Here is a 23949-nt window from a genome sequence, read left to right as displayed (position 1 = left end):
AATTTAATTTTTTATGCCGATTTTTTCCCACAGTTTAATTTGTATAGCCTCAAGTAGATTATCGGGTAAATAGTTAGATTCTTTAATTATAATTTTCTAGTAATTAAAAAAAGTCCTTAATTTAAAGGACTTTTACACAGTTTCAATGCTATATTCAGAATTTAGTTTTTGTCTATAATGATAAACTAAAGAATCTAAAATATTAATAATTTCATGCTCTGAAGGAATTACTATGTGTTTTCTTGCATCTAATATAAACCTACATTCCTTATTTATCATTGTAGATGCTGTTACTCTTTTATTAACACTACCTTTCATACCTCTTAGTAAGTTTGGTATATTGTCATTTGTAATATGTTTTAATATAAGAGATACCTCTTTAGATGTAAGCATATTTTCTATTTCAACGATTTGTAATTCTTGATTAAATATATCTATAATTTCTTTTGCATCATCTTTTATATATTTGTCTAATAAAAGCCTACTTACACCTATAAATATCATTACAATTACTAAAGATGCTATTATACCACCTGATATTGATGCAACATTTAGTGGTATAAATGGAATTATACTAGCTACAATTCCCCCTACATACGAACCAAATATCCAGCCCAAAGTTCCGCCTAATATCCCAAGCAATATAACTATTATCTTTTTTATAAAAGACTTACTAGATGTATCTCCTAATAATACGTTTTTCATATCTGTGCTAGAAAATATTGCATTAGTAATAGTTCCTACAATCTCAGATGTGTTTACTAAGCTATTTTTTTTATAATTTTTTATATCTATGCTATTGTACATATTTTCATAATTTATGCTACTAGTAGGGTATCTGTAAAGTTTTATTTCTTCATCATTTTCTGTAATATTGTTATTCTTAACAAATCTTTTGTATTCATCTTTTTTGCTCTCATCGCTAATTTTCAAGCAGTCTATAAAATAAGCATCAAAAATTCTCATAGTTCTTGTTATACCTTTTATCAGTGCTTCTTCTCTACTAAGTCCATCCCATATGGCAAGTGCATATTCTACCATCCCTGATAATCCTAGTATACCGTCACTTTCTATGCTTCCATCTATCTCATAATATGATAGCCCTTCTATCTTTCCCTCTTTAGCTAGAGTCTTAGCTTGTGTGTAAGTTATATTCCCTTTTTTTAACATTTCTACAGCATCTTCTATTTTTACATTTGGACTAGTTTCTTTATTAAAAACCCTTTTCTCTATATCTCTAACTGCTTCTTCATATTTATCCTGGGGAATTTCTACTTTCATTGCACTTCCATCCATGTTTATATGCCTAATTTCACCATAATTTAAACATGAATCTACACATCTTTGAGCTGTACTATTGTATTTATTTATAGCATTAAAGTGAAATATATTCTCATTTTTAGCTTCTTCATTCTTTGATTCAGACATATTACCCTAAACCTCACTTTTGTTCAATTTTTAAGATATTGTTCTGACCCTATCTTCTTCACTTACTATATTAGTAATTCTTACCCCAAAATGTTGGTCAACAACAACAACTTTTCCATAAGCTAATACCTTTTCATTTATAAGTACCTCTACATCTTGATTTGCTAATGCATCTAATTCTATTAATGACCCTTTTCCTAGCTCGAATATATCCTTTAAAGACATTTTTGTTCTACCAATTACGACTGTTATTTCTAAGTCAACACCTAATACTCTTTCCATGTTCTTGTTAGAGTCTGTTAAATTTTCTGTATCGCTTAAAAGCATTCTTGCTTCTTCTTCAGATATAAGATTATTTTGATCATTATACATACTATATCTCCTTATTTATAGAATCATTTATTATTTAGCTTGTAAATTATTTGCCATACCCCACATATCATCGGCAGTTTTAATACCCTTAGAACTCAATTGATATGCTCTTTGAGTTGTTAACATATCAACCATTTCTTCTTGCATATTTACATTGGATAACTCAATATAACCTTGATAAATAGATGAGTTTTCCGCAATAGCTAATTGTGTATTTTGTACTGTAGCAAATAAACTATCCCCTATGGAAATAAGATCATTATCTCCCACTGGCTTATATATATTTATTTGTCCCACCTTAGCATCATCTATATATATCTCGCCTGACTTATTTACAATCATATTTTTTAAATTTAAATTGTTATATCCATATCCTTGATTAAATTGTATATCCAAAGTATTTTGATTATTATCTACTATTTTACCAGAAGAATCTATAATAAAGCTACTATTTCTAGTATAGGCATATTCTCCATTAGCCCTTATAACTCTATAAAAACCTTCTCCATCTATAGCAATATCACTTTTTATACTAGTTTCTCTTAGCGGCCCTTGTGTGTTGTCTCTAACTATTGATGTTGTCTTTACTCCCGTACCTGTTATTGCATTTTCTGAGTTAGTAGGATACGACTGTCTATCTAGCGTTTGGCTTAATAAATCTACAAACTGTAAATCAACTTTTTTATATCCATTTGTATTTATATTTGCTATGTTATTAGATATTACATCCATTTTATTTTGATTAGCCTTCATAGCACTTTTACTATTATTAAATATAGTATACATGTATCCTCCTTATTATCTTACTGCACCTATTTCATTAGCTATTTTTTGCAAGGTAGAATCTATAGTTTGTATCACTTTTTGATTAGCTTCATATTCTCTTACAAAAGTCATCATGTTACTTAATTCTGTTGTAATATCTATATTAGACGTTTCTATAAATCCTTGTTTTACAAAAGCATTTTCTATAAGTCTTCCATTTTCTCCAGAGTATATATTGTCTCCTTGCTTTTTTAAATTACTGTAGTCATCAAAATCCACTATATTAAATGAATATTTATTTACACCATCTACAGATATTATATTATTAGGAGATACGGTCATATTACCTTGTCCTATATTGATAGGTTCTGTATTACCTGTATTCAAATTTTTACCTAAAACATAGTAACCAGTGTTAGTAGTCAAATTTCCTTGATTATCTATTCTAAAACTTCCATCCCTAGTATAAGATATATTTCCTTCTGGGTTTCTTACTGAAAAAAAACCAGTTCCTTGTATTCCCATATCTGCTTTTTTATTAGTTTCTTTTAATATTCCTTGAGAAAAATCAGTAACTGTTTCATCTATTGAAACACCAAAACTTAAACCACCTAGCTCTGTTTTACCCGAAACTCCATTTTTATAATTATCATTGTTTTGTAATAGCATTTCATCAAAACTCTTTGATAATAATTTTTCATTTTTATATCCATATGTATTTATGTTAGCTATGTTGTTAGTAGTTACACTTTGTTTTTGCTCTAATGTAATCATAGAAGAAACTGATGTGTATAACCCTCTTATCAAAATATATTCCCCCCATCCTAGTCTAAAACTTTAATTTCACTTGGATATTTCATTCCATATGACCTTGCTTTCATTTCTATTTCTGATTTGCTCATAGATTCTTCACCCCATATTGTAATAACTAAGGTTGCTATAAGTATGCCTATCCCTATTCCTAGTGCAAATTTTTTATCAGTCAGAATATCTATGATATTTTGTAGCAGTTTTTTATTAATAGCAACTCACCTCTTCCTATATTAAGTGTTTTACAAATTTGATCATCTTCATATCCCTTATTTATAAGTTGCTTTATTTTTTCTTCCTTTTTTGTTGAAACAGCTACTGCATTATCTAATAGTTCAATATTTTCTTCTTCTAGTTTATAGTTCAGTATATAATCAAAATTCACCTTATTTTTTTCACTAATTATTAATTTTATTGAAATAATTATAATAACAAATGATGTTAAAATTAATAAGATATTTATCATGTTAATCACCTTTTTTAGATCAATATATTTTTTTCATTATAGATCTTAAATTTGTTAGAGCCTTTTGATGAAGCTGACAGACTCTTGACTCTGATAATCCCAATACTAACCCTATCTCTTTTAGATTTAATTCTTCATAGTAATATAGTGATAATATAAGCTTATCTCTTTCTCTCAATGTATCTATTGCCTTTGATAGTGTATCTATTTTTTCTTCTTCTTCTATTATATTTATAGGTATTATAGACTCACTATCTTTTATTTTATCTACTAATCTCTCCTCATTATCATCACTAAATGGAATATTATCTAATGAGGTAACGCTTAATAGGCTTATATTATTTTGTATATCAATAATTTCTTTTAATGGCGAATTCATGTATTGTGCTATTTCATGCTTTTTAGGTTCTCTCATTAAAGTATTTTGTAAATAATTCACTGTTTTATTGTATATATTTATCTTTGTTAAATTATGTTTTGATACTGGGGAATGTCTTCTAATTTCATCTAATATGTATGATTTTATTTTTATTGCAGCATAAGTTGAGAACTTAGCCCCCTTTGCTTTATCGAATCTATCAATAGCATCTATAAGTCCCATATATCCACAACTAACTAAATCATCATATTCTAAACCTTTATTTGGTACAAATAATTTATATGCAATATGTTTAACAAGAGGTATATTTTCTTGTATGATTTGTTCCTTATCAGCAAGAACCACTTTTCTTTCCCCCTTTTTACTTAAGAAAATAAGTCTAATACTTTTTTAAATAAGGTTTTGACTTCTGTTGTTTCAGTAACTTCATCCTTTGAAATATTTTTTGCTATAGACATTACACATTTAGAAATTTCAATATTTGGGTAAGCGGCTAAAAATGGAATCTGATTTTTAACACAAATACTTACTTTCTTGTCATCTAATATGTATCCCCCAAATTCTAAATTCATATTTAAAAATTTATCGGCAACGGATTTTATTCTCAAATATACAGAGTTAGCTTCTTTGACATTATTACATCTATTAATCACAATACTTGCTCTATCCTTTATATTAAGGTTACTTGTAGCCTTTAGCAGACTATATGCATCCGTTATAGAGGTAGGCTCTGGTGTAGTTATCACAAAAAATTCATTGCTACAAGATATAAATGCTAATAAGCTTTTATTTATACCAGCACCTGTATCAATTAACAAGTAGTCTATATCTTTTATTTTCTCAATTTCATTTAAAAATTTGCTTCTTTGAATTTCATTGAAATCTTCTATATGGTTAAGAGCTGACCCTCCTGGTATAAGTTTTATGCCATACTTTGTATCTATTATTATGTCTTCTATATCTATATCCTTATATACTACATCGCATATAGTTTTATTGGTAGGCTCACCCATTAGTATATCTATATTTGACATCCCTATATCTGCATCTAATATAGCTACTCTTTTATTTAATTTTGACAAGCATATACCTAAGTTAACAGTAAAATTGCTTTTGCCCACACCGCCTTTTCCAGATGCGATAGTTATAATTTTAGGACGTGACTTGCTTTCTGTATTTTGTATAGCTAATTTTCTAAGGTTTTCTGCCTGATCCATCATACTTCTTCAGCTCCTAAAATTAATTTTATTAACTTTTCTTTACTTGGCCTCAGTATATCATCTGGAACACTTTGTCCAAGTGTTATATAACTTAAGGGCTTGTTAGCGTAATTTAGTATATTTAACAATGGCCCATATGTAGTTGTTTCATCTAATTTGGTTATTATTACATTGTTAAAGTTCAAAGTTTTGTATGAATTTATAATCGCTTCTATATCCTTATCTTTTGTAGTACAACTCACTACCAAATGTATATTTTCTGTTTTTGCATTATCTATAAATGCTCTTAACTCTGAAATTTGCATAAGGTTTTTACAACTTCTACCTGTTGTATCTATAAGTATTACATCACAATCTTTAAATTCATCTATTGCAGATTCCATTTCGGTTGGACTTATTACAGTTTTAAATGGTATGTTCATTATTTCTGAATATATTTTTAGTTGCTCAACTGCGCCAATTCTATATGTATCTATGGTTATTATGCCAACCTTCTTTTTCTCTACAAAAGATAAATTTCCAGCTATTTTAGCAATAGTTGTAGTTTTACCTACGCCTGTGGGCCCTACTAATATAACTTTACCTTCCATTTTTGTACTAGATATATTTATACTATTTTCTAATACAGTTATTAGGTTTTTGCTAGTATTATCACTAACCTTTTTCATTTCCTTAATATTTATGACTAAATTATCTATTGTCTTTTTATTTACATCTAAATCTTCTAAATTCTTTATTATCTTTTCTATGCTTTTATCATCTTCTTTGTTAGAAACTATATTACTTATTAAATTTTTAAGTTCATCTACTTCTTTTCTAATATCTCCATTATCCTTTTTACTATTGTCTACTGCGACTGTAACTTCTATTGATTTTTTACCCAAAAGGCCCTTTATTCCTGGCTTTCGTATATATTTTTTGTTTATAATTACTGTGTTGTCTCCTAATTCATGTTTCATAAGAAACATAGCTTCTTCTAATGTATCAGCAACATATTTTTTTATAAACATCTATATATTCACCACACCTTCTGCCTTTATCTTAATATCATTAGGTATTTCATTTAGAGATAATACCGTTAAGTTAGGAAATACCATCTCTATTAATTTTCTAAAAGGAGCTCTTATTTTTGGAGATACTATAATTACTGGTATGTTTTGATTAAAATAAATATTTTGTATAACATCTTGTACACTTCTAAATATTTTATTTGTAGTATCAGGGTCTACCGCTGGATACGTTCCATTTATAGACCTTTGTAAATTATTAGCTACCAAATTCTCTACTTCTATATCTAAAGTAGCTACTACCATAGTCTTACTTTCATCCACTAAATTAGAGCATATCGCCCTACTTAGGGATATCCTTACATACTCTGTCAATAGTTCCAAGTCTTTAGTATTTCTAGATTGATCTGCTAATGTCTCTAATATAGTCACTCTATCCTTTATGCATATCTTTTCTTTCAATAAGTTTTGAAGTACTTTCTGAACTTCACCTAAAGTCATTAAATCTGGTACAAGTTCATCTACTACAGCATTATATTTCTCTTTTACAGCATCTAGCATATTTTTAACTTCTTGCCTTCCTAATAATTCATGGGCATTAGATTTTATAATATCTAATAAATGAGTAATCATTATTGTCGATGGATCAACGACTGTGTATCCTCTTAATTCCGCCTCTTCAAGATTAGACTTATCTATCCATATAGCGTCAAGGCCGAAGGTAGGTTCTTTTGTTTGTATTCCATGAATATCAAACCCTTGATTCATTGGGTCCATACAAAGTACCATATTAGGCATAATCTCATATCCAGAAATTATATTTCCTTTAATTTTTATGTTATATTGATTAGGATTTAGTTGTAGATTATCTCTAATTCTAATAGGTTGAACTACAATTCCTATTTCGATTGCACATTGCCTTCTAATTGATGCAATTCTTTGTAAAAGATCTCCTCCATTAGATTCATCTGCTAGAGGTATTAGTCCATATCCTATTTCTACCTCTATAGGCTCTATCTCTACTAAAGAAGATACATCTTCTACAGTATTGCTTTCTATCTCTTCTACTTCACCTTCATTAGTGATTAACTTTTCTATTTCTTCTTTTGCATCCTTGTTTAATAAGTATCCAATTAACAAACAACCCGCTCCCAAAACGAGAAACGCCAATTTAGGTAGCCCTGGTATAAATCCTAATACTAGAAGTACTACACCTGTTATAGTTATAGCCTTAGGTATAGCTGTTAACTGTTTTCCAACCAAATCACCAAAGTTCTCTTCACTTGCAACTCTAGTTACCAATATACCTGATGCTGTTGATATTAATAAAGCTGGAATTTGACTAACTAAACCGTCACCTATAGTAAGTCTAATATATGTTTGGACAGATTCTCCAAAGCTCATATTTAGCATTACAACTCCAATTATTATTCCACCTATAACATTTATTATGGTGACTATAATACCAGCTATGGCATCTCCTTTTACAAACTTTGATGCCCCATCCATAGATCCAAAGAAGTCAGCTTCTTGTTGTAATTCTTTTCTTCTTTTTTGTGCAGCTTTTTCATTTATAATCCCTGCATTTAAATCTGCATCTATACTCATTTGCTTACCAGGCATAGCATCTAGTGTAAATCTAGCCGTTACTTCAGATACTCTTCCTGAACCATTAGTTATAACCATAAATTGTACAATCATTATAATAAGAAATATTATTACTCCAACTACATAATTCCCACCTACGACAAAGCTACCAAATGATTCTATAACTTCTCCTGCATATCCTTGGCTCAATATAAGTCTAGTAGACGATATATTAAGTCCTAATCTAAATAAAGTAGTTACTAGCAATATAGTAGGAAATATAGATAATTCTAAAACTTCTTTTGTAAATAATGTCATAAGCAATATTAAAACTGATAAACTTATATTTAAAGCTAGCAGTATATCTAAAATAAATGTTGGCAGTGGTATTATAATCATAAGGACTATGCCTACTATCCCTAGGGCTACGATTATATCAAGTTGATTTCTAAAGTCTAGTTTATTCATTACTCGACCTCACCTTTTATTTTGTTTTGTATCTGTTTTTTATCTTGTAAATAGCTACAAGAATTTCAGCAACAGCTTGATACATTTCTTCTGGAATTTCTTGATCTATTTCTACCTTTTTAAAAATTAATCTTGCCAAAGGTTTATTTTCTATTATTGGTATATCATTTTCTTTTGCTATCTCTCTTATTTTAAATGCCACGTAATCAGCTCCCTTTGCTACAACCATTGGAGCCTTGCTTTTTCCCTGTTCATACTTAATGGCTATAGATATATGAGTTGGGTTTGTAACTATTACGGTTGCATCTGGTACCTTTTGCATCATCCTCTGAGTGGCTAATTGTCTTTGCTTTTGTTTTATTTTTCCTTTTATTTGAGGATCTCCCTCCATTTGTTTAAATTCTTCTTTAATTTCTTGTTTTGTCATTTTCAAATCTTTTTTATGTGTATATCTTTGATAAAGATAATCTAAGAGTGCTATAAATACTAAAGCTATAGATATTTTAGATAATATAGAATATAAAATATCTTTTACTGTGTATATAAGCGTAGGAACATATACATTACTTAGCTTTAATATATCTATATAATTATCTTTTATAAATCCGTATCCCATAAATCCTAAAACTATTATTACTAATATATTTTTTATTAAATTACCCATGCTCTTTATAGAAAACATGTTCTTAAGGCCCTTTAGTGGATTTAGTTTTGAAAGACTAGGCTTAAGCCCTTCTCCTGTAAATAAAAATCCTGTCTGTGCTATATTTGATATTAAGCCTAAAAATAAAAATATTGCTCCTATGGGTAAAAATAATTTAAAGAAAAATATAAGAGATTGTATGGTTAATCCTTGTAACTTCATATAATTTATATTCATATTAAAATCTAAATTTAAATAATTTATTAAAATAGCCTTAAAGTTATCTACTAAATAGGGCGATAATACCCCTATTAGAAGAGTAAATCCCACTAGCGTTATTGCCCCAGAAACTTCCTTACTTTTTGGAACATTACCTTTTTTTCTAGCATCTTTTTTCTTCTTTGGAGTTGCTTCTTCTGTTTTGTCATCTGTAGATAACATATAAAATAACGGCGCTGCTCCAAATGTTCCTTCATATATATTAGGTATGTTGTTAATAAGTTCAATAATTTCTTTTATCATAAATGGAAGTGCTATCATAAAAAATGCCAATCCCACTAATATTTTTATTGGCATACCAACTATCATTACATTTAGTTGGGGTACACTTCTTGATACGAGTCCCATAATAAACTCAACTATTATAAGAGCTAATACAATTGGAACTGCTATTTTAAATCCTGTGGTAATGCAATATATAAATATATCAAGTATGTACCCAATATCATGGCTTATTATTGGCTGACCTATTGGTATTGCCTCAAAGCTATATCTTATTCCATTTATTAAAATGTGATGACCGTTTAAATTTAAAAATATTACAATAGACATCCAGTACATTATATTTGATATTAATGTTGATTGAGTTTGCGTACTTGGGTCATATATGTTTGCCATAGATAACCCTAATTGTTGATCTATTAAGCTTCCTGCAAACTTAATACTTTCAAAACATATATTAGTTACATATCCCAACATTAATCCTGTAAGAGTTTCAGATATTCCATATAACAAAAGTGTTCCTTTGTTATCTATTTGACTTATAGATTGTAAATCCATAGTCTGAGATGTAACTATAGATAAAAATAGAGCGAATGATATTTTAAACATTCTAGGAGTTTCTTTAGGGTATAGTATATTAATAGCTGTAAAAAATGCTATAGTTCTTAAAAATACTAATATCAATTTGTCAACCTATTTGGTTATAGTAGTTATCATATTTATCATTTCCATTGTGAAAGTACTTAGAGTACTTAGCATCCAACTTCCGCCTACTACAACAACTATAGCTATTCCTATCAATTTAGGAACAAAGGTAAGTGTCTGTTCTTGGATTTGGGTAGTTGCTTGAAATATACTTATAAGAAGCCCTATTACCAAAGATACTATAAGAACAGGTGCCGAAACTAAAAGTCCTGTATATATAGCATCCTTTACAATACTCATTATCATTATCTCGCTCATGTTATTTCTCTCCTATCTTAAAAACTATTTATTAAGGATTTTACTATTAAGCTCCATCCATCTACCATAATAAATAAAAGTAACTTAAAAGGTAGAGATATCATTGCTGGTGGTAACATGAACATTCCCATAGACATCAATATACTCGACACAACAAGATCTATTATTATAAATGGTATATATATTAAAAAACCTATTTCAAAAGCAGTTTTTAGTTCACTTGTAGCAAATGCAGGTGCTACTACGTATAATGGTACATTTTCTTTTGTTACTTTCTCTTTTTCTAATTGAGAGTTATCTATAAACAACTCCAAATCTTTTTGCCTTGTCTGTTTTAACAAAAATTCTTTTATTGGTTTTTCTGATTTACTTAAAAACTCTTCCATTTTTATTTCTTTATTTAAATATGGCTGCAGTGCGTCATTATTTATTTGGTTAAGCACAGGAGTCATTATGAATATAGTCAATACTATTGATAAGCCTACTAATACTTGACTGGGTATTGATTGTTGAACTCCTAGTGCCGACTTTAAAAATGAAAATGTTATAATTATTCTTACAAAGCTCGTCATCATAAAAATAATCATAGGCAAAAACATTAAAGTAGTTAAAAATAAAAATAGTTGAACTAAGTCTGTATATTGAGTAGTATCAGAAAGCAGATTACTAAATATATCCATAATTTAATCTTCCTTCTTAGTGAGTTTTATTATCTTGCCTTTATACTTATCAAAGTATTGTTGTGCTTTAACATTATTTTGATTTATATTTTCTTCAATCTTTAATATGTCTTCCTTTGTTAAATCTTCGATTTTGTTTATATTAGATCCAGAAGATGCTAAAACGCACCCCTTATCTCCTATCTTTACAACTAATAAGCTGTTATTTTTGTTTATGTTTATTACTTCTAATACCCTCATATACTTATTGGCTTGCCCTTGAATTAAAGTTCTTTGACTTAATTTTAAAGATATCGCTATTAAAATTATAACTATAGGGATAAATGCAATAACCTTAATAATATATAGTATCATTTAACTATTTTCCCTTCATGAATTACTGTACAATTAAATTTACAAAGTAAATATCGTATATACCTTCATTGTCTACCTTGTCTTTTAAAATTTTTATAATATCTTTTCTTACATTTTCCATGTTATTAGCTGAAAAATCGTCAGCTTTTTTCGACATCAAATAGTTGATAATACTATCTCTAATTTGTGGTACATAGTCATTTATATTTTCTATTTCTTTGTCATGTGATATTGCTATATTAGTTTTTATATATCTACTTTTTTCTTCATCTGATAACTTCACTAATATTTCATCTAGTTCTAAATTAACGGTTTCGGGTTTTTTTTCACTTTTTAAACTAACACTAGCTCCACCCATAATTTTAGTCGCAACAATATAACTAGTCCCTATTATAGTCGCTAAAAATAATAATATTATAATCATCTTCATATTATTATTTTTCTTTTTATCTTGATCTTGTTCTCTTTTTTCTTTAGCCATAATTTAAACCTCCTACTCAGTAGTTATAATTATATCTACTCTTCTATTTTTCGCTCTGTTTTCAGACGTATTATTGTCTACTAAAGGTTTGTATTCACCATATCCTGTGGCTGAAAACTGAGTAGGGCTCATTCCCTTTTGTTCAACAAAGTATCTAACTACACTTACTGCTCTTTGAGTTGATAATTCCCAGTTTGATCCATACTTAGATGATTTAATAGGGATGTTGTCAGTATGTCCTTCTATAACTATATGACTTGGTATTTTAGTTAGAATACCTGCTAGCTCTTGTAATACTGGTTTACTATCACTCTTTAATTCACCACTTCCTAGATCAAAGAATATATTTTCATTTAATCCTAAAATTATACCCCTTTCATCTTCTCTTATGGTTACTAATTTTTCTAGGTTACCCTTATCTATCGTAGTTATTATTTCTTTTTTAATCTCTTCTTTTTCTCTGAGTTCTTCTGTTATTTCCTGGTTTGGTAGATCATCTATTATAGAGGGATCTTTGTCTCCGGTTTTATTACTTGTTCCTGCACCCATTACCCCTTCTCCTGTTAACTGACCCTGCATTGCCTCAGATATACCCTTTAGTTTTGCAGCATCTGTACTAGATATAGAATATAATAATACGAAAAACGTAAGTACTAAAGTTATTGTATCTGCGTATGTAGCAAGCCAAGCTTCTGAATTAACATCGTCTTTACTAGCTCTTTTTTTACGTGGCATCCGCAGTCACCCCTTCAGTATCATTAGATAACACTCTATAATATTTTGCCTTTTCCTTAGGAGTTAAAAATGCCGTTAGCTTTTCTTCTATAATTTTCGTACTTTCCCCAAACTGTAAGCTTAGTATACCTTCTATCATCATTTCTCTAGCAGCTACTTCTTGTTCTGATTTTATTGATAAATTAGATGCAATAGGGATACAAACTATATTAGCAAGTAATGATCCATAAAATGTAGTTATTAATGCTACTGCCATACCGGAAGCTATTGCTTCAGCACTGCCCATATCTGATAGCATTTGTACAAGTCCTATTAGTGTTCCTATCATCCCAAATGCTGGTGCATATGCACCCCATAACTTATATATTTTTGCTCCATTTTCATGTCTTCTTTCCATTTGTGATATATCAGCCTCTAATATTTCCTTTAATACATCTTCCTGTATTCCATCAATTGCCATTTCAAGACCTTTTTTTAAAAATATATCTTCGATTTGAGAGACCTCATTTTCTATGGATAACAATCCTTCTTTTCTAGCTTTTCTAGATAATTCCTTAAACTGATCTATCAAATCAACTTTAGATACACTATTAGTTTTAAATGCTGCTAAAGTTATTCTTGGCAATTCTTTTATATCATCCGCGGAAAATGTTATTAAAACAGCAGCCAAAGATCCTCCTACCGTTATAAAAACAGATGGTAAATCCCATAAAACACCAAGTCCTGCACTTCCTAAACTTGCTCCATAAACAACCAATCCTACCGCTAAAATTAAGCCTACAGGAGTCATAATGTCTTGTTTTTTCATATATTTCCTCCCTATGTCTCCAATGTAAATATCTTCTTTTTATAATTCATTACTTTCTCTACAACTTCATCTACAGATTCTTTTACAAGATACTTTTTACCATTTGTAAGTAGTATTTTTGTATCTGGTACAGCTTCTATTCTTTCTATTAAATCAGAGTTTAAAATATACTTTTTGTTGCTTAATTCTGTTAACTCTATCATTTTATATTCCCATTACCTTTTTAAATTTATTATTTCTTGTAGTAGTTCATCACTTGTAGTTATCATTTTTCCTGCTGCTTGGAATGCTCTTGTTGTAACTATCATTTCTGTAAATTCCTCTGATAAATCTACATTAGACATTTCCACTGCTCCTTGAATTATAGATCCATTACCATCAACTGGAATTCCAGAGTTAGCTGATGTGGAATATAAATTCCCAGCTAATGCTTCTAATCCTTCTGGATTTTGGAATGTATACACTTGTATTTTTGATAAGTTTTCCTTTGTTCCATCATCTAATGAAATACTTACTTGTCCATCTTTTGAAATATTATATGCAACAACATTGTTGCCATTTAGATTAGTTTTTGGTATTTCTATTGGATTATTATCTGAGTCTAATAGTAGATATCCATCACCATTTGTTAAGTTACCATTAGTATCTAAACTAAAAGAACCATCTCTTGTATATACAACTTGTCCATCTCTACTTACAGGGAAGAATCCATCTCCATCTATCGCTAAATCCGATGGTCTACCTGTCGGTTGCAAAGAACCTTGACTCATACTTTTGTATATACCATTTACTTTGACACCTATCCCGACTTGTCCTGGATTCGTACCCCCTGCGCCTTCTGATGGAGCACCAGCAAATATCATATTTTGATAAAGAGTATCTGAAAATCTCGTAGTAGATTTTTTGAATGAAGTAGTTCCTACGTTTGCTACGTTGTTCCCTATAACATCCATTTTAGTTTGGTTTGCCTTCATTCCACTTATTCCTGAGTACATTGACTTTAACATGTTTTTTCCCCCTATTATTTTATATTTCCTTCTATATCACTTTCACTTATTTTTAATAAAGTATCATATCTAAAAGATTCTATTTTATCAGTTCCATCTAATTTTATATCTATGTAGACTACTCCATCTTCTATGTGGGCACTTTTTACTATACCTTTATAATTTTCCTTGTTTTCATCTAACTCTGATACCTCTACATGTTTTCCTATTAAAGCTGAAGAGGTGCTCATAGCTGAATTTATAAGAATTCCATTATTTAATTCTGAAAGATATTTCATACCATCATTTAATGACATTGTTTGCTCTAGCATAGAAAATTGAGATAATTGAGTTACATACTGTGTTGGATCTTGAGGGTTCATTGGGTCTTGATATTTCATTTGGGCAACTAATAATTCTAAAAACAAGTCTTTATTATTTTCTTTACCTTTTTCTATTATTGGTGTCCCATTTTCCGTTTTGTCATAGCTAACTTTCACCGATGTATTTATACTGGTCATATAACCACTCCTTATTTTAAGCTAATAAATTCAGGTTATCTTCTTTAATAATTTCTTTTGTTTCTTCATCATCTATATTTGAACTTCTTTTATTATTCTTGTTGTTTTGATCTTGTTCATTTTGGTTATTAGAAAAACTCTTTTCAAAATTTTCATTTGTATATGTATTTTCTATTTCCATATTAATAACTATATTTTTTATATTTATGTTTGCATTTTCTAGGTGACCTTTTATATCGGATATATTTTTATTCGCTAAATCAAGCGCTTCCTTAGAATGTACCGTTAATATAACTTTCATCTCATTATTTTCTTTAAGAAGCTGTATATTCATTTGACCTAATTCCTTAGGTCTTAAATTTATAGTTAGTTCTTGTATATTATTTAAATCCATATATTTTATATTTTTTATAGTGTCGTAGGATATATTTGATTCTATATTTTTATATGATGGTTGTCCTATGCTATGTGGTTGGCCTGCAGTATTGTTAATTAGCTTATTATTAATATTTAAGTTTATTTTTTCAAAATCATTATTATTAGCTATATCTTTTAACATGTCCAACTCTTTATTTGAAGTATCTTTCTTCACTTCTACTCTAGGTTTATTTATATTAAATATGTCTAATTCATCTAATGGTTTTTCTTCATTTGATGAATTATTAGATATTATTTTGTTTAACTCACTTTTTAATTCTTTCATAGTATAGTTGAATGTGTCTGCTTTATAATCTAGAGTTTCGCTATCCAAATCATCTATGTTTTTTATTAAATAAGAAATTAAATTTATTTTTTCATCAGTTTTATTGGATTTATTCAAATTTTCAACAACTTCATTTAGTGAATTATTCTTTGTATCTGTTGGATTTTCATTTTTGCATATTATTTGATTTAATAAGCTTAATATTTTACTTATTTCTTCTTCATTTATATTCATATCATCTGTATTTATTAGAATTTCTTCTTCTAAATCATTAGCTTTATTGTCCAAACAGTTTAATATTAGATTTTCAAAACTAATATTTGTTTTATTTGATAGTAGTTCAATATTTGTGTTTCCTATAATATTATTTAAAAAATTAACATCTACATTGATTTGCATAATATCAATCCCCATCTAACTAACCTGTTGTTTTCTTGCAAAACTTATAATTGCAAATTCATCATTTATAATTTGTTCTTTCATATCTTCTTCTTTTAAAAATTCTGTGTATTTTTGTTCTTTTAATTTTTCTAATGATTTTCTCTCGACTTGCCTATTTATAAGTTCAGATTTTAGATTTTCTAGTTCTTCACAAGCTTTAATTAATTCTGATGAGATATCTCTTATAGTATTATTTAGTGCACCTAAGTAATTCATTGTTATTTTTTGATTTACTATATTTTCACATATACCTTTTCTTGAGTATCTATCGTAATCACTTTTTAATGCTTTAAGCTTGTGTTCTATTTTTATTTTTCTTGATTGAATTTCAGAAAATCTAATCTTTACTTCTTCTTCATCTTTTACTCTTATATCCAATACCTTTTGAAGTCTAAAGCTAAATTTTTTACTCATAAGTCATCCCTAACTAAATATATTTTTTAATTCTTGTACACTTTCTTCAAAAGAACTTATGTCATTTACCCCTTGCTTTAAGAAATTAACTATACTATCTTGATACTCTATAGCCTTATCGATATTTTTATTAGATCCTTTTGTATAGGCTCCTATACTTATCAAGTCTTCTGCTTCTTTATATTCTGCTAACATATCTCTTGCCATAGATGCTACCATTTTATGCTCATCTTCAGCTATTTCATTCATAAGTCTACTAATACTATTTAGTACATCTATTGCTGGGTAATGGTTTTTGTGAGCTAAAGCTCTTGATAAAACTATATGACCATCTAATATACCTCTAGTGGTATCTGCTATAGGTTCATTAAAGTCGTCTCCATCAACTAAAACCGTGTAAAAAGCTGTTATTGATCCTTTATCAGATGTACCTGTCCTTTCCATAAGCTTTGGAAGCATAGCAAATACAGATGGCGTGTACCCTTTTTGTGCAGGAGGTTCTCCTATAGCTATACCTACTTCTCTTTGAGCCATTGCAAATCTTGTAACAGAGTCCATCATCATAATTACCTTTTTCCCTTGATCTCTGAAATACTCAGCTATTGCTGTTGCCGTAAGAGCTCCTTTTAATCTTATAAGTGGTGATTTGTCTGATGTTACACATACTACAACTGACTTTTTCATTCCCTCTTCTCCTAGATCTCTTTCTATGAAATCTAGGACTTCTCTTCCTCTTTCACCTATTAGGGCTATTACATTTATATCTGCCTTAGCATTTCTTGCTATCATACCTAAAGTTGTACTTTTTCCAACTCCACTACCTGCAAATATACCTATTCTTTGACCTTCTCCACAAGTCGTAAATCCATCTATTGCCCTTACACCTGTATGCATTATATTCGTTATTCTCTTTCTTTTCATTGGATTTGGAGGCTCATTGTTTAAACTATATCTTTCTCCAAACACTATACTTGTACCATCTATTGGATTTCCTATTCCATCTAATACTTTGCCTAATAGATCATCACTACATCTTACACTTAATGGCATTCCCTTTGATATAACTCTACATCCTGGAGATATTCCAACCAAATCCCCTAATGGCATTAGTATTACTTCGTCTCCTTTAAATCCAACGACTTCACAATCAATAGGACTGTTCATTTGGTTGTATACAACACATAACTCTCCAACGAAGGCCTTTATCCCTTCTACTTCCATGGTAAGTCCTATTACTTTTTTGACTATGCCTTCAGATATAGTCAAATCTATATTATTTATTTTCTGTGATATTTTTTCAAAATCTATAGATATACTCATATTTTATTCTCCAAGTAACTCATCTCTTAATCTTTCAAAACCACAGTCTATTCCTATAGTTACTTTTCCATTATCTTTTTGTATAACAGCATTTCCTATTTCCATATTATCGTCTACTATTACAAATATATCTGAATTTATAGCTATTGTACTTTTCCAATTATCAATTTGAGATTCAACGCTTTCTTTGTATATGGAATTACACTTTACAATAAATGTCCTACTTCTTTTATGCTCTTCTATTATTTGTTTTAATAAGTTATTCATAGAGTCTTCATCTTTGAAGTGTTCTCTAAGTACAGATGAAGCAATATTTAATGCTATCCTTACTATATTTTTACTTTGCTCCTCCATATAATCAGCTGCTTCTTTGTTTGCTTGAAATAACATGTAATCTGCTTGTTCTCTTATTATTTTTGATTCTTCTCTTGCCCTATCTATGTGTTCTTCGTATGCTTCTTTATAACCATCTTCATACCCATTTTTTATTCCTTGACTGTATCCTTCTGTATAACCCTTTTTTTCCCTTTCTTGTATTTTTTCTTCAACGTTACTTAACATTTGTTCTTTTTTTTCTTCAGCTTCAGTTATAGCTTTTTTAATTATGTTTTCTGCCTCTATATTTGCATTGTTTATAATTTCTGCTTGTATGTTTTCAGCTTCTTCACATTTTTTTGTATCTTTAACGTTGGTTTCTAATGTTTTTAAAGTAATTTTACCTTTATACAAGGCTTTATCACTTTTTATAACGCTATATGATAAACTCATCTTCAGCGCTCCTTGCTATAGTTATTACTCCTTCTTCCTCTAACTTTCTTATTACATTAACTATATTTTGTTGAGCTTCTTCTACCTGAGATATCTTTATTGGTCCTAATATATCAATCTCTTCTTGCAATGCTTCAGCAGCTCTTCTCGATTGATTTCTATAAATAACTTCTGCAACCTGTACACCTGAAGCTTTAAGCGCAAATGCAAGATCTTTTAGATTTACTTCTTTTAGGATTCTTTGTATTGATAAATTATCAAGTTTAACGATATCTTCAAATACAAACATATTAGCTTTTATCTGATCTGCAAGTGTAAGATTTCTTTCCTCTATACTAGTTATAATGCTCTTTTCAGTTTTTCTATCAACATTTACTAATATATCAACTAAGGTATCTACCCCTCCAGATGTTTCCATATCTATCTTGTCTGTCATGTCTATTTTCTTTTCTAAGGCTTCATCTATTGTTTTTATAACTGCTGGGGATAGATTTGATATACTACCTATTTTTAGTGCAACTTCATGTTGTAATCTCTCAGGTAATTCTATTAATACTTGAGCAGCTTTTTCTGGTTGTATGTTAGCAAGTATAATAGCCATAGTTTGAGGGCTCTCATCATGTATTGCATGTAATATATGTTCTACATCTGCCTTTCTTGCTGACATAAAAGGCTTTGAATGTGCCTCGTATCTTATTCCTTCTAATAGTTTGTTGGCCTTGCTACTTCCCAATGCACCACTTAATAAAGTCGTTGCATAGCCTATACCACCTTCAATTACATAGTCTTTAGCTTTGTTTATTTCTATAAACTCTTGAAGAATTTCTCTTCTTTCTCTTGATGAAATAAATCCTATATTTGCTATTTCTACACCTATTCTCTGTATCTGCGCTTCAGGTAGGTCCTTTATTATAACTGAGGCTACTTCAGGTCCAAGTGTCATTAATAAAACAGCGGCTTTTTTTGACCCCACAACTTTCTTATTGTTGCTTAAATCTCCTAAGTCAAAAGCATTAGCAGTTTTAGTCTCTAGATTCATTAAATTATCACTCCTAATCACTTAACCATTTCTTGATTATTTCTGTTACTTGATCTGGTTTTTCTGCTGCATATATCTTAACTTCTTCTTCTAAAGTAAGCTCTTCATCATCTGCATCTATAAACTGTAATTTCTTTTCTTCTAATTCTTCTAGTTTTGCATTTATTAAATCCATATTAGCTTGGTCATCTTCTTCAAGCTTAGATTTTTTTCTCTTAATAATAAACAGTACTATTCCTAATATTATAATTAATACTGATGTAGCTATAATTACATAAGTCCCTATTTTAAACAATTTCTCCATCTGTTCCTCTTCTTCCATGGCTTGTAATTCTTTTTCTCTTTCAGCCTTGGCCGCTGGATCAAATTCCATTGATACCACAGATATACTATCCCCTCTATCTTTATCCATCCCTATAGCATTTGATACCAAATCTTCTACATTCCTTGTAATTGGAGCGCCTAAATCACCATCTATAGCTACAGATGCTGTTATTCTTCTTACCTCTCCTGGAGCGCTAATTATATTAGTCTCTGTTTTTCCTACTTCGTACTCAATTGTCTCTTCTTTACTTTGATTTTTGCCGGCCCCATTATTTGCTGTATTGCTCATATTATTATCTACTAGCGAACCTCCATTAGAGTTATCTGTAGATGTATTTTCAGAACGTGTCTCTTTCTTAATAACCTTTTCTGGATCTATTTTTATTTGCGTTGTTTGTGTAGTGTCAAAATTAAGATCTGTATTAACAGTTGCTTTTACTTTACCAGCGCCAAACATAGGCTCCAACATATCTACTATAGATTTTTTCAGCTGAGTATTTAATTTAGATTCAGCTTGTTTTGTTTCATCTAAATTAGCTCCATTTGGAAGATCTTTTTGTTTATCTTCATCAAATATTCCTTCTGATAAAAGCCTCATATTTTGATCTACTACTTCTACGTTTTCCTTAGGTATATCGTTTGTACTTCCAGATACTAAAGATACTATTGATTTAACCTGCGAGTTACTCAAATTAGCTCCTGGTTTTAGTGTTATGTATACTGCTGCTTTTCCTGGTGTTGATTCCTTTACAAATACGGACTTTTCACCTTGGGTAATATGTACTCTAGCATTTTCTACTTGAGAAAAGCTTTTTATTGTCTTTTCAATTTCTCCTTGTATCATTCTTTGTTTCTTGATTTCAAATTCTTCATCTGTCAATCCTATAGAAGAACCTTCATCCATTAATTCAAAACCCTTTGAGCCATTAGTTATAGTTGGAGAAAGTTCTAGCCTTAATTTATCTACCTCTTGTTTTGGAACATATATTGTATTTCCTTCTATTTTCGTATCTACTTTTCTAGATTCTAGTTCCTGTGATATACTTGCAGCATCCTTAGGATCTAGGTTTGAAAATAAAACATCATACTTACTTTTTTTAACATACATTGCTGTAAATATAGTAGCAAGTATAACAGCTAGGACACCTACTCCAATTGCTATTTTTTTAGCATTGGTTAAAGACTTGAATTTTTCAACGTTATTAGAAAAAAACCTTTTCACTTTTTCCATTATATTTTGTTGTTCCATTTATTTGCTCCTTGCTTAAAAGGCTATATTTGCACCTTATTTATTTCTTGATATGCTTCAACAAACTTGTTCCTTACTTCAAGAAGTAATTGCATAGACATTTGCGATTCTTGTACTGATAACATAACGTCATGCATTGCTACGTCTTCTCCTTTTATAAGGCTTTGTACCATATTATCTGAGCTTACTTGAGCTCCATTAGCATTATCTATAGCATGTTTAAATATATCTGAGAAATTTGAATTAGATTGTTCTGCTACCTTATTGTCACTATTTATTACCTTACTGCCAATTTGTGCTATTTCAGTTATCTGCATTTGCTACCCCTACCTTCCTATTTCTAAAGCCTTAGATATCATGTTTTTTTGAGCATTTAATGTATCTACATTGGATTCATAAGCTCTTGATGCAGCCATTAAATCTGACATTTCTACTAAAATATCTACGTTTGGATATTCTACATAACCCTTTTCATTTGCATCAGGATGAGATGGATCATAAACTTGCTTTAAAGGTGATTTATCTTCTTCTATAGCTGTAGTCTTTACCCCTAGCATTCCTAACTTTTTATCAAAGTTTTCTTCAAATATTGCAACTTTACGTCTATATGCTTCTCCATTAGCTCCCCTTGTAGTACTCATATTGGCTATATTTGAAGATATTGTATCTATTCTAAGCCTTTCTGATGATAATCCGCTTGTACTTATTCTCATCCCACTAAAAACACTCATTTAATTACCTCCCAGATATAATACTCTTTGTCATTGATATCTTGCTATTTGCTAAAGTTACTAATGCATTATATTGAAGACTTGTAGCTGCTTGATTTACCTTTTCTACTTCTAAATCAACGTTATTCCCATCTACTCTCATGCTAGTTGACTTATCTACTTTTTCTTCTATTTCAGGTGTTGCGCTATTTAATGTTTCTTCAAAACTTACATATCTTCTTTTGTATCCTGGTGTATTTATATTTGCAATATTATGTGCTATAGCTTTACTTCTTAAATCTGTAGCGCCTAACCCTATTTTTATTAAATCGTATGTATTCATGCCTACCTCCTTATAAATAAAAAAACTACTCCAAAGGGAATAGTTAAATACGAACGCACTTAAATAAAGATACATAAGTTATGTAAATTTCGCTCGGATGCAACTGGCTGACATAGTTATAATAACCTTAGTCCCTCTAGCTTTGTGTCCCTAGGTTTCCCTAGATTTACCTATTTAATTTTTCTTATTGTACAATTTTTTCACATTTTTCTACAAATATATACATTTTCTAACAATTTTAGTTACTAATATATTAAATTATATACTATTTTTATCTTTTTTACTATGTATTAAGCTAAATTTTGACAAAATTCTCTATATTTTTTTACAAAAAAAGCTACCCAGAACGAGTAGCGTTATATCAATGACTTTTAACTCATTCGCAACTGGCTAACATAGTTTTCCAACCTTAGTCCCTATAGTTTTGCGTCGCTAGATTTCTCTAGGTTTGCCTATGTAATTTTTCTGTAAATATATTATAAGTCCATTATACGTAATTTTTACAAATTTTAATAGGGTTTTTTGAAATTTTACATATTTTTCTTTTTTTCTGCAATAAAGTTATTTTATTTACTACAATAAATCTAACTAAATTATATTCTGAATTTAAAATAAGTATGAGCTTAAATAAAAAACCTTTAGTACTCATACTTTTTATTTTATATTATTTAAATATTTTAAGAACCATATCATTAATAATATTGTTTTGAAATTTCATATGTTCAGATGGATTTATTAAAACAGCTTCTTTCGTATATTTAATTACTTCTATATAATCTTCTATATAATTTTCTTCATTTTTTATTTTAACTTTTACATTTTCTATCATCTGTGCCAATGAAACTAACTTATCTTTTGATTCAGTTAATTTAGTTTTTATATTAGCTATTTCTCTCAAAGCATTATTTATATCATCAATACCTTTATATTCATTATTTAAATACACATATTCTTGCTTGGTTTGGTTATATTCATTTTCTTTATTTAACTTATAGTTTTTACCTTCTAACCATTGCTCTATATTACTTGCTTGATTTACAAAATCTTTGATAATATTTTTATACTTAGATTCCTCTTTACTTTTATTCTTTATTGACTCCATATAAATCTCTTTAGCTTTTCTGAGAGAATTTTCTATCTGATTTATCTTTAATTCTTCTGCTTGAATTAAAGATATCTTTTCTTGAATATTTCTTTGCTGATAATCTATAGTACTAATTTGTATTCTAATGTTATTATATACATTAATATTTATATCACTATTTTTATCTTCTTTTTTGCCTTTATCAGAGTCTATTTTTTTATGCTCAGCCTCTGTCTTATTACCTTTAGGCGGTAGTAATTCTGTTGAATATATTTTTATGTCGGATTTATTGTTTATACTCATAGAAATAATCTCTTAACTATATTTTAGTTCTTCATAAAAATAAAGAATAAAACCAATTATTTTCGCTTTATTTTAAA

Annotated in this window: 29 protein-coding genes and 2 riboswitches; all 29 genes read right to left on the bottom strand. The window is 29.2% G+C overall.

The genetic code is table 11. From position 1 onward, the window contains the following. Positions 1 to 132: 132 nt before the first annotated feature. The 29 genes from BS62_RS06165 to BS62_RS06025 all read right to left on the bottom strand — a co-directional run bounded on the left by BS62_RS06165 (position 133) and on the right by BS62_RS06025 (position 23872). Positions 133 to 1428 carry a YeeR family protein gene (locus BS62_RS06165; RefSeq protein ID WP_496490381.1) on the bottom strand — a complete coding sequence of 432 codons (1296 nt, stop codon included), beginning with the start codon at positions 1426 to 1428 and terminating at the stop codon, positions 133 to 135. A gap of 30 nt (positions 1429 to 1458) precedes the next feature. Beyond that, positions 1459 to 1800, bottom strand: a complete 342-nt coding sequence (locus BS62_RS06160; RefSeq protein WP_496490380.1) for a FliM/FliN family flagellar motor switch protein — start codon at positions 1798 to 1800, stop codon at positions 1459 to 1461. A 30-nt stretch (positions 1801 to 1830) separates the two neighbouring features. After that, on the bottom strand, positions 1831 to 2586 hold the full coding sequence (locus tag BS62_RS06155) for a flagellar hook-basal body complex protein (protein ID WP_496490379.1): 756 nt from the start codon (positions 2584 to 2586) through the stop codon (positions 1831 to 1833). Positions 2587 to 2598: 12 nt separating this feature from the next. Beyond that, positions 2599 to 3372 carry a flagellar hook-basal body complex protein gene (locus BS62_RS06150; RefSeq protein WP_496490378.1) on the bottom strand — a complete coding sequence of 258 codons (774 nt, stop codon included), beginning with the start codon at positions 3370 to 3372 and terminating at the stop codon, positions 2599 to 2601. 184 nt (positions 3373 to 3556) lie between these two features. Beyond that, complete coding sequence (locus tag BS62_RS06145) at positions 3557 to 3841, bottom strand: hypothetical protein (protein ID WP_496490377.1); 285 nt, start codon at positions 3839 to 3841, stop codon at positions 3557 to 3559. A 19-nt stretch (positions 3842 to 3860) separates the two neighbouring features. Next, positions 3861 to 4565 (bottom strand): sigma-70 family RNA polymerase sigma factor, encoded by a 705-nt coding sequence (locus tag BS62_RS06140; protein WP_496490376.1) that lies wholly within the window; start codon positions 4563 to 4565, stop codon positions 3861 to 3863. A 20-nt stretch (positions 4566 to 4585) separates the two neighbouring features. Further along, entirely contained in the window at positions 4586 to 5440 is an 855-nt protein-coding gene (locus BS62_RS06135; protein ID WP_496490375.1) for a MinD/ParA family protein, read from the bottom strand. Beyond that, on the bottom strand, positions 5437 to 6450 hold the full coding sequence (gene flhF, locus BS62_RS06130) for a flagellar biosynthesis GTPase FlhF (protein WP_496490374.1): 1014 nt from the start codon (positions 6448 to 6450) through the stop codon (positions 5437 to 5439). The genes BS62_RS06135 and flhF overlap by 4 nt, the downstream gene beginning before the upstream one ends. After that, on the bottom strand, positions 6451 to 8502 hold the full coding sequence (flhA, locus tag BS62_RS06125; protein ID WP_496490373.1) for a flagellar biosynthesis protein FlhA: 2052 nt from the start codon (positions 8500 to 8502) through the stop codon (positions 6451 to 6453). 16 nt (positions 8503 to 8518) lie between these two features. After that, entirely contained in the window at positions 8519 to 10330 is a 1812-nt protein-coding gene (locus BS62_RS06120) for a fused FliR family export protein/FlhB family type III secretion system protein (protein ID WP_496490372.1), read from the bottom strand. Positions 10331 to 10339: 9 nt separating this feature from the next. After that, on the bottom strand, positions 10340 to 10609 hold the full coding sequence (gene fliQ / locus BS62_RS06115) for a flagellar biosynthesis protein FliQ (RefSeq protein WP_496490371.1): 270 nt from the start codon (positions 10607 to 10609) through the stop codon (positions 10340 to 10342). Positions 10610 to 10626: 17 nt separating this feature from the next. Continuing rightward, positions 10627 to 11289 carry a flagellar type III secretion system pore protein FliP gene (fliP, locus tag BS62_RS06110; RefSeq protein ID WP_496490370.1) on the bottom strand — a complete coding sequence of 221 codons (663 nt, stop codon included), beginning with the start codon at positions 11287 to 11289 and terminating at the stop codon, positions 10627 to 10629. A 3-nt stretch (positions 11290 to 11292) separates the two neighbouring features. After that, positions 11293 to 11643, bottom strand: a complete 351-nt coding sequence (locus tag BS62_RS06105; protein WP_496490369.1) for a flagellar biosynthetic protein FliO — start codon at positions 11641 to 11643, stop codon at positions 11293 to 11295. Between the two features lie 22 nt (positions 11644 to 11665). After that, positions 11666 to 12124, bottom strand: coding sequence for a flagellar basal body-associated FliL family protein (locus BS62_RS06100; RefSeq protein ID WP_496490368.1), 459 nt, complete (start codon positions 12122 to 12124; stop codon positions 11666 to 11668). Between the two features lie 12 nt (positions 12125 to 12136). Continuing rightward, the gene (locus BS62_RS06095; RefSeq protein ID WP_496490367.1) at positions 12137 to 12859 is read right to left on the bottom strand and encodes an OmpA/MotB family protein; all 723 of its coding nucleotides are present in this window, start codon (positions 12857 to 12859) and stop codon (positions 12137 to 12139) included. Next, positions 12849 to 13667, bottom strand: a complete 819-nt coding sequence (locus tag BS62_RS06090; protein ID WP_496490366.1) for a motility protein A — start codon at positions 13665 to 13667, stop codon at positions 12849 to 12851. Before BS62_RS06090 ends, BS62_RS06095 begins: the two co-directional genes overlap by 11 nt. Before the next feature lie 11 nt (positions 13668 to 13678). Beyond that, entirely contained in the window at positions 13679 to 13870 is a 192-nt protein-coding gene (locus tag BS62_RS06085; protein WP_496490365.1) for a flagellar FlbD family protein, read from the bottom strand. Between the two features lie 12 nt (positions 13871 to 13882). Next, positions 13883 to 14674, bottom strand: a complete 792-nt coding sequence (gene flgF, locus BS62_RS06080) for a flagellar basal-body rod protein FlgF (RefSeq protein ID WP_496490364.1) — start codon at positions 14672 to 14674, stop codon at positions 13883 to 13885. Positions 14675 to 14688: 14 nt separating this feature from the next. Further along, a complete protein-coding gene (locus BS62_RS06075; RefSeq protein WP_496490363.1) occupies positions 14689 to 15174 on the bottom strand; it encodes a flagellar hook assembly protein FlgD in 486 nt (161 codons plus the stop codon). Positions 15175 to 15190: 16 nt separating this feature from the next. Beyond that, positions 15191 to 16276 carry a flagellar hook-length control protein FliK gene (locus BS62_RS06070; RefSeq protein WP_496490362.1) on the bottom strand — a complete coding sequence of 362 codons (1086 nt, stop codon included), beginning with the start codon at positions 16274 to 16276 and terminating at the stop codon, positions 15191 to 15193. Positions 16277 to 16291: 15 nt separating this feature from the next. Then, on the bottom strand, positions 16292 to 16732 hold the full coding sequence (gene fliJ / locus BS62_RS06065; RefSeq protein WP_496490361.1) for a flagellar export protein FliJ: 441 nt from the start codon (positions 16730 to 16732) through the stop codon (positions 16292 to 16294). 9 nt (positions 16733 to 16741) lie between these two features. Next, a complete protein-coding gene (fliI, locus tag BS62_RS06060; RefSeq protein WP_496490360.1) occupies positions 16742 to 18052 on the bottom strand; it encodes a flagellar protein export ATPase FliI in 1311 nt (436 codons plus the stop codon). 3 nt (positions 18053 to 18055) lie between these two features. After that, positions 18056 to 18820 carry a FliH/SctL family protein gene (locus tag BS62_RS06055; protein WP_496490359.1) on the bottom strand — a complete coding sequence of 255 codons (765 nt, stop codon included), beginning with the start codon at positions 18818 to 18820 and terminating at the stop codon, positions 18056 to 18058. Next, a complete protein-coding gene (gene fliG / locus BS62_RS06050) occupies positions 18804 to 19859 on the bottom strand; it encodes a flagellar motor switch protein FliG (protein WP_496490358.1) in 1056 nt (351 codons plus the stop codon). Before fliG ends, BS62_RS06055 begins: the two co-directional genes overlap by 17 nt. 13 nt (positions 19860 to 19872) lie before the next feature. Continuing rightward, the gene (gene fliF / locus BS62_RS06045; protein ID WP_496490357.1) at positions 19873 to 21432 is read right to left on the bottom strand and encodes a flagellar basal-body MS-ring/collar protein FliF; all 1560 of its coding nucleotides are present in this window, start codon (positions 21430 to 21432) and stop codon (positions 19873 to 19875) included. 23 nt (positions 21433 to 21455) lie between these two features. Next, entirely contained in the window at positions 21456 to 21749 is a 294-nt protein-coding gene (fliE, locus tag BS62_RS06040) for a flagellar hook-basal body complex protein FliE (protein ID WP_496490356.1), read from the bottom strand. A 9-nt stretch (positions 21750 to 21758) separates the two neighbouring features. Next, positions 21759 to 22163, bottom strand: a complete 405-nt coding sequence (gene flgC, locus BS62_RS06035) for a flagellar basal body rod protein FlgC (protein WP_496490355.1) — start codon at positions 22161 to 22163, stop codon at positions 21759 to 21761. Positions 22164 to 22167: 4 nt separating this feature from the next. Beyond that, positions 22168 to 22485, bottom strand: a complete 318-nt coding sequence (locus tag BS62_RS06030) for a flagellar basal body protein (RefSeq protein WP_496490354.1) — start codon at positions 22483 to 22485, stop codon at positions 22168 to 22170. Between the two features lie 95 nt (positions 22486 to 22580). Then, positions 22581 to 22666, bottom strand: a riboswitch (cyclic di-GMP riboswitch). A 197-nt stretch (positions 22667 to 22863) separates the two neighbouring features. Further along, positions 22864 to 22948: riboswitch (cyclic di-GMP riboswitch) on the bottom strand. 201 nt (positions 22949 to 23149) lie between these two features. Continuing rightward, complete coding sequence (locus tag BS62_RS06025; RefSeq protein ID WP_496490353.1) at positions 23150 to 23872, bottom strand: hypothetical protein; 723 nt, start codon at positions 23870 to 23872, stop codon at positions 23150 to 23152. Positions 23873 to 23949 lie beyond the last annotated feature (77 nt).

Source organism: Sporacetigenium mesophilum DSM 16796, from assembly GCF_059569055.1.
The sequence above is the reverse complement of the archived record's forward strand: the minus strand, read 5'-3'. Positions and strand labels throughout refer to the sequence as shown.

What these genes read in the sequence shown, in the direction of transcription:
- BS62_RS06055 (WP_496490359.1), bottom strand. Translation starts at nt 18,820, where the DNA reads ATGAGTTTATCATATAGCGTTATAAAAAGTGATAAAGCCTTGTATAAA.
- fliG (WP_496490358.1), bottom strand. Translation starts at nt 19,859, where the DNA reads ATGAATCTAGAGACTAAAACTGCTAATGCTTTTGACTTAGGAGATTTA.
- BS62_RS06145 (WP_496490377.1), bottom strand. Translation starts at nt 3,841, where the DNA reads ATGATAAATATCTTATTAATTTTAACATCATTTGTTATTATAATTATT.
- fliJ (WP_496490361.1), bottom strand. Translation starts at nt 16,732, where the DNA reads ATGAGTAAAAAATTTAGCTTTAGACTTCAAAAGGTATTGGATATAAGA.
- flhF (WP_496490374.1), bottom strand. Translation starts at nt 6,450, where the DNA reads ATGTTTATAAAAAAATATGTTGCTGATACATTAGAAGAAGCTATGTTT.
- fliE (WP_496490356.1), bottom strand. Translation starts at nt 21,749, where the DNA reads ATGCAGATAACTGAAATAGCACAAATTGGCAGTAAGGTAATAAATAGT.
- BS62_RS06095 (WP_496490367.1), bottom strand. Translation starts at nt 12,859, where the DNA reads ATGCCACGTAAAAAAAGAGCTAGTAAAGACGATGTTAATTCAGAAGCT.
- flgF (WP_496490364.1), bottom strand. Translation starts at nt 14,674, where the DNA reads ATGTTAAAGTCAATGTACTCAGGAATAAGTGGAATGAAGGCAAACCAA.
- fliI (WP_496490360.1), bottom strand. Translation starts at nt 18,052, where the DNA reads ATGAGTATATCTATAGATTTTGAAAAAATATCACAGAAAATAAATAAT.
- BS62_RS06100 (WP_496490368.1), bottom strand. Translation starts at nt 12,124, where the DNA reads ATGGCTAAAGAAAAAAGAGAACAAGATCAAGATAAAAAGAAAAATAAT.
- BS62_RS06025 (WP_496490353.1), bottom strand. Translation starts at nt 23,872, where the DNA reads ATGAGTATAAACAATAAATCCGACATAAAAATATATTCAACAGAATTA.
- BS62_RS06085 (WP_496490365.1), bottom strand. Translation starts at nt 13,870, where the DNA reads ATGATAGAGTTAACAGAATTAAGCAACAAAAAGTATATTTTAAACTCT.
- flgC (WP_496490355.1), bottom strand. Translation starts at nt 22,163, where the DNA reads ATGAGTGTTTTTAGTGGGATGAGAATAAGTACAAGCGGATTATCATCA.
- BS62_RS06090 (WP_496490366.1), bottom strand. Translation starts at nt 13,667, where the DNA reads ATGAAAAAACAAGACATTATGACTCCTGTAGGCTTAATTTTAGCGGTA.
- fliQ (WP_496490371.1), bottom strand. Translation starts at nt 10,609, where the DNA reads ATGAGCGAGATAATGATAATGAGTATTGTAAAGGATGCTATATATACA.
- BS62_RS06155 (WP_496490379.1), bottom strand. Translation starts at nt 2,586, where the DNA reads ATGTATACTATATTTAATAATAGTAAAAGTGCTATGAAGGCTAATCAA.
- BS62_RS06070 (WP_496490362.1), bottom strand. Translation starts at nt 16,276, where the DNA reads ATGCAAATCAATGTAGATGTTAATTTTTTAAATAATATTATAGGAAAC.
- BS62_RS06160 (WP_496490380.1), bottom strand. Translation starts at nt 1,800, where the DNA reads ATGTATAATGATCAAAATAATCTTATATCTGAAGAAGAAGCAAGAATG.
- fliP (WP_496490370.1), bottom strand. Translation starts at nt 11,289, where the DNA reads ATGGATATATTTAGTAATCTGCTTTCTGATACTACTCAATATACAGAC.
- BS62_RS06135 (WP_496490375.1), bottom strand. Translation starts at nt 5,440, where the DNA reads ATGATGGATCAGGCAGAAAACCTTAGAAAATTAGCTATACAAAATACA.
- BS62_RS06105 (WP_496490369.1), bottom strand. Translation starts at nt 11,643, where the DNA reads ATGATACTATATATTATTAAGGTTATTGCATTTATCCCTATAGTTATA.
- flhA (WP_496490373.1), bottom strand. Translation starts at nt 8,502, where the DNA reads ATGAATAAACTAGACTTTAGAAATCAACTTGATATAATCGTAGCCCTA.
- fliF (WP_496490357.1), bottom strand. Translation starts at nt 21,432, where the DNA reads ATGGAACAACAAAATATAATGGAAAAAGTGAAAAGGTTTTTTTCTAAT.
- BS62_RS06030 (WP_496490354.1), bottom strand. Translation starts at nt 22,485, where the DNA reads ATGAATACATACGATTTAATAAAAATAGGGTTAGGCGCTACAGATTTA.
- BS62_RS06165 (WP_496490381.1), bottom strand. Translation starts at nt 1,428, where the DNA reads ATGTCTGAATCAAAGAATGAAGAAGCTAAAAATGAGAATATATTTCAC.
- BS62_RS06075 (WP_496490363.1), bottom strand. Translation starts at nt 15,174, where the DNA reads ATGACCAGTATAAATACATCGGTGAAAGTTAGCTATGACAAAACGGAA.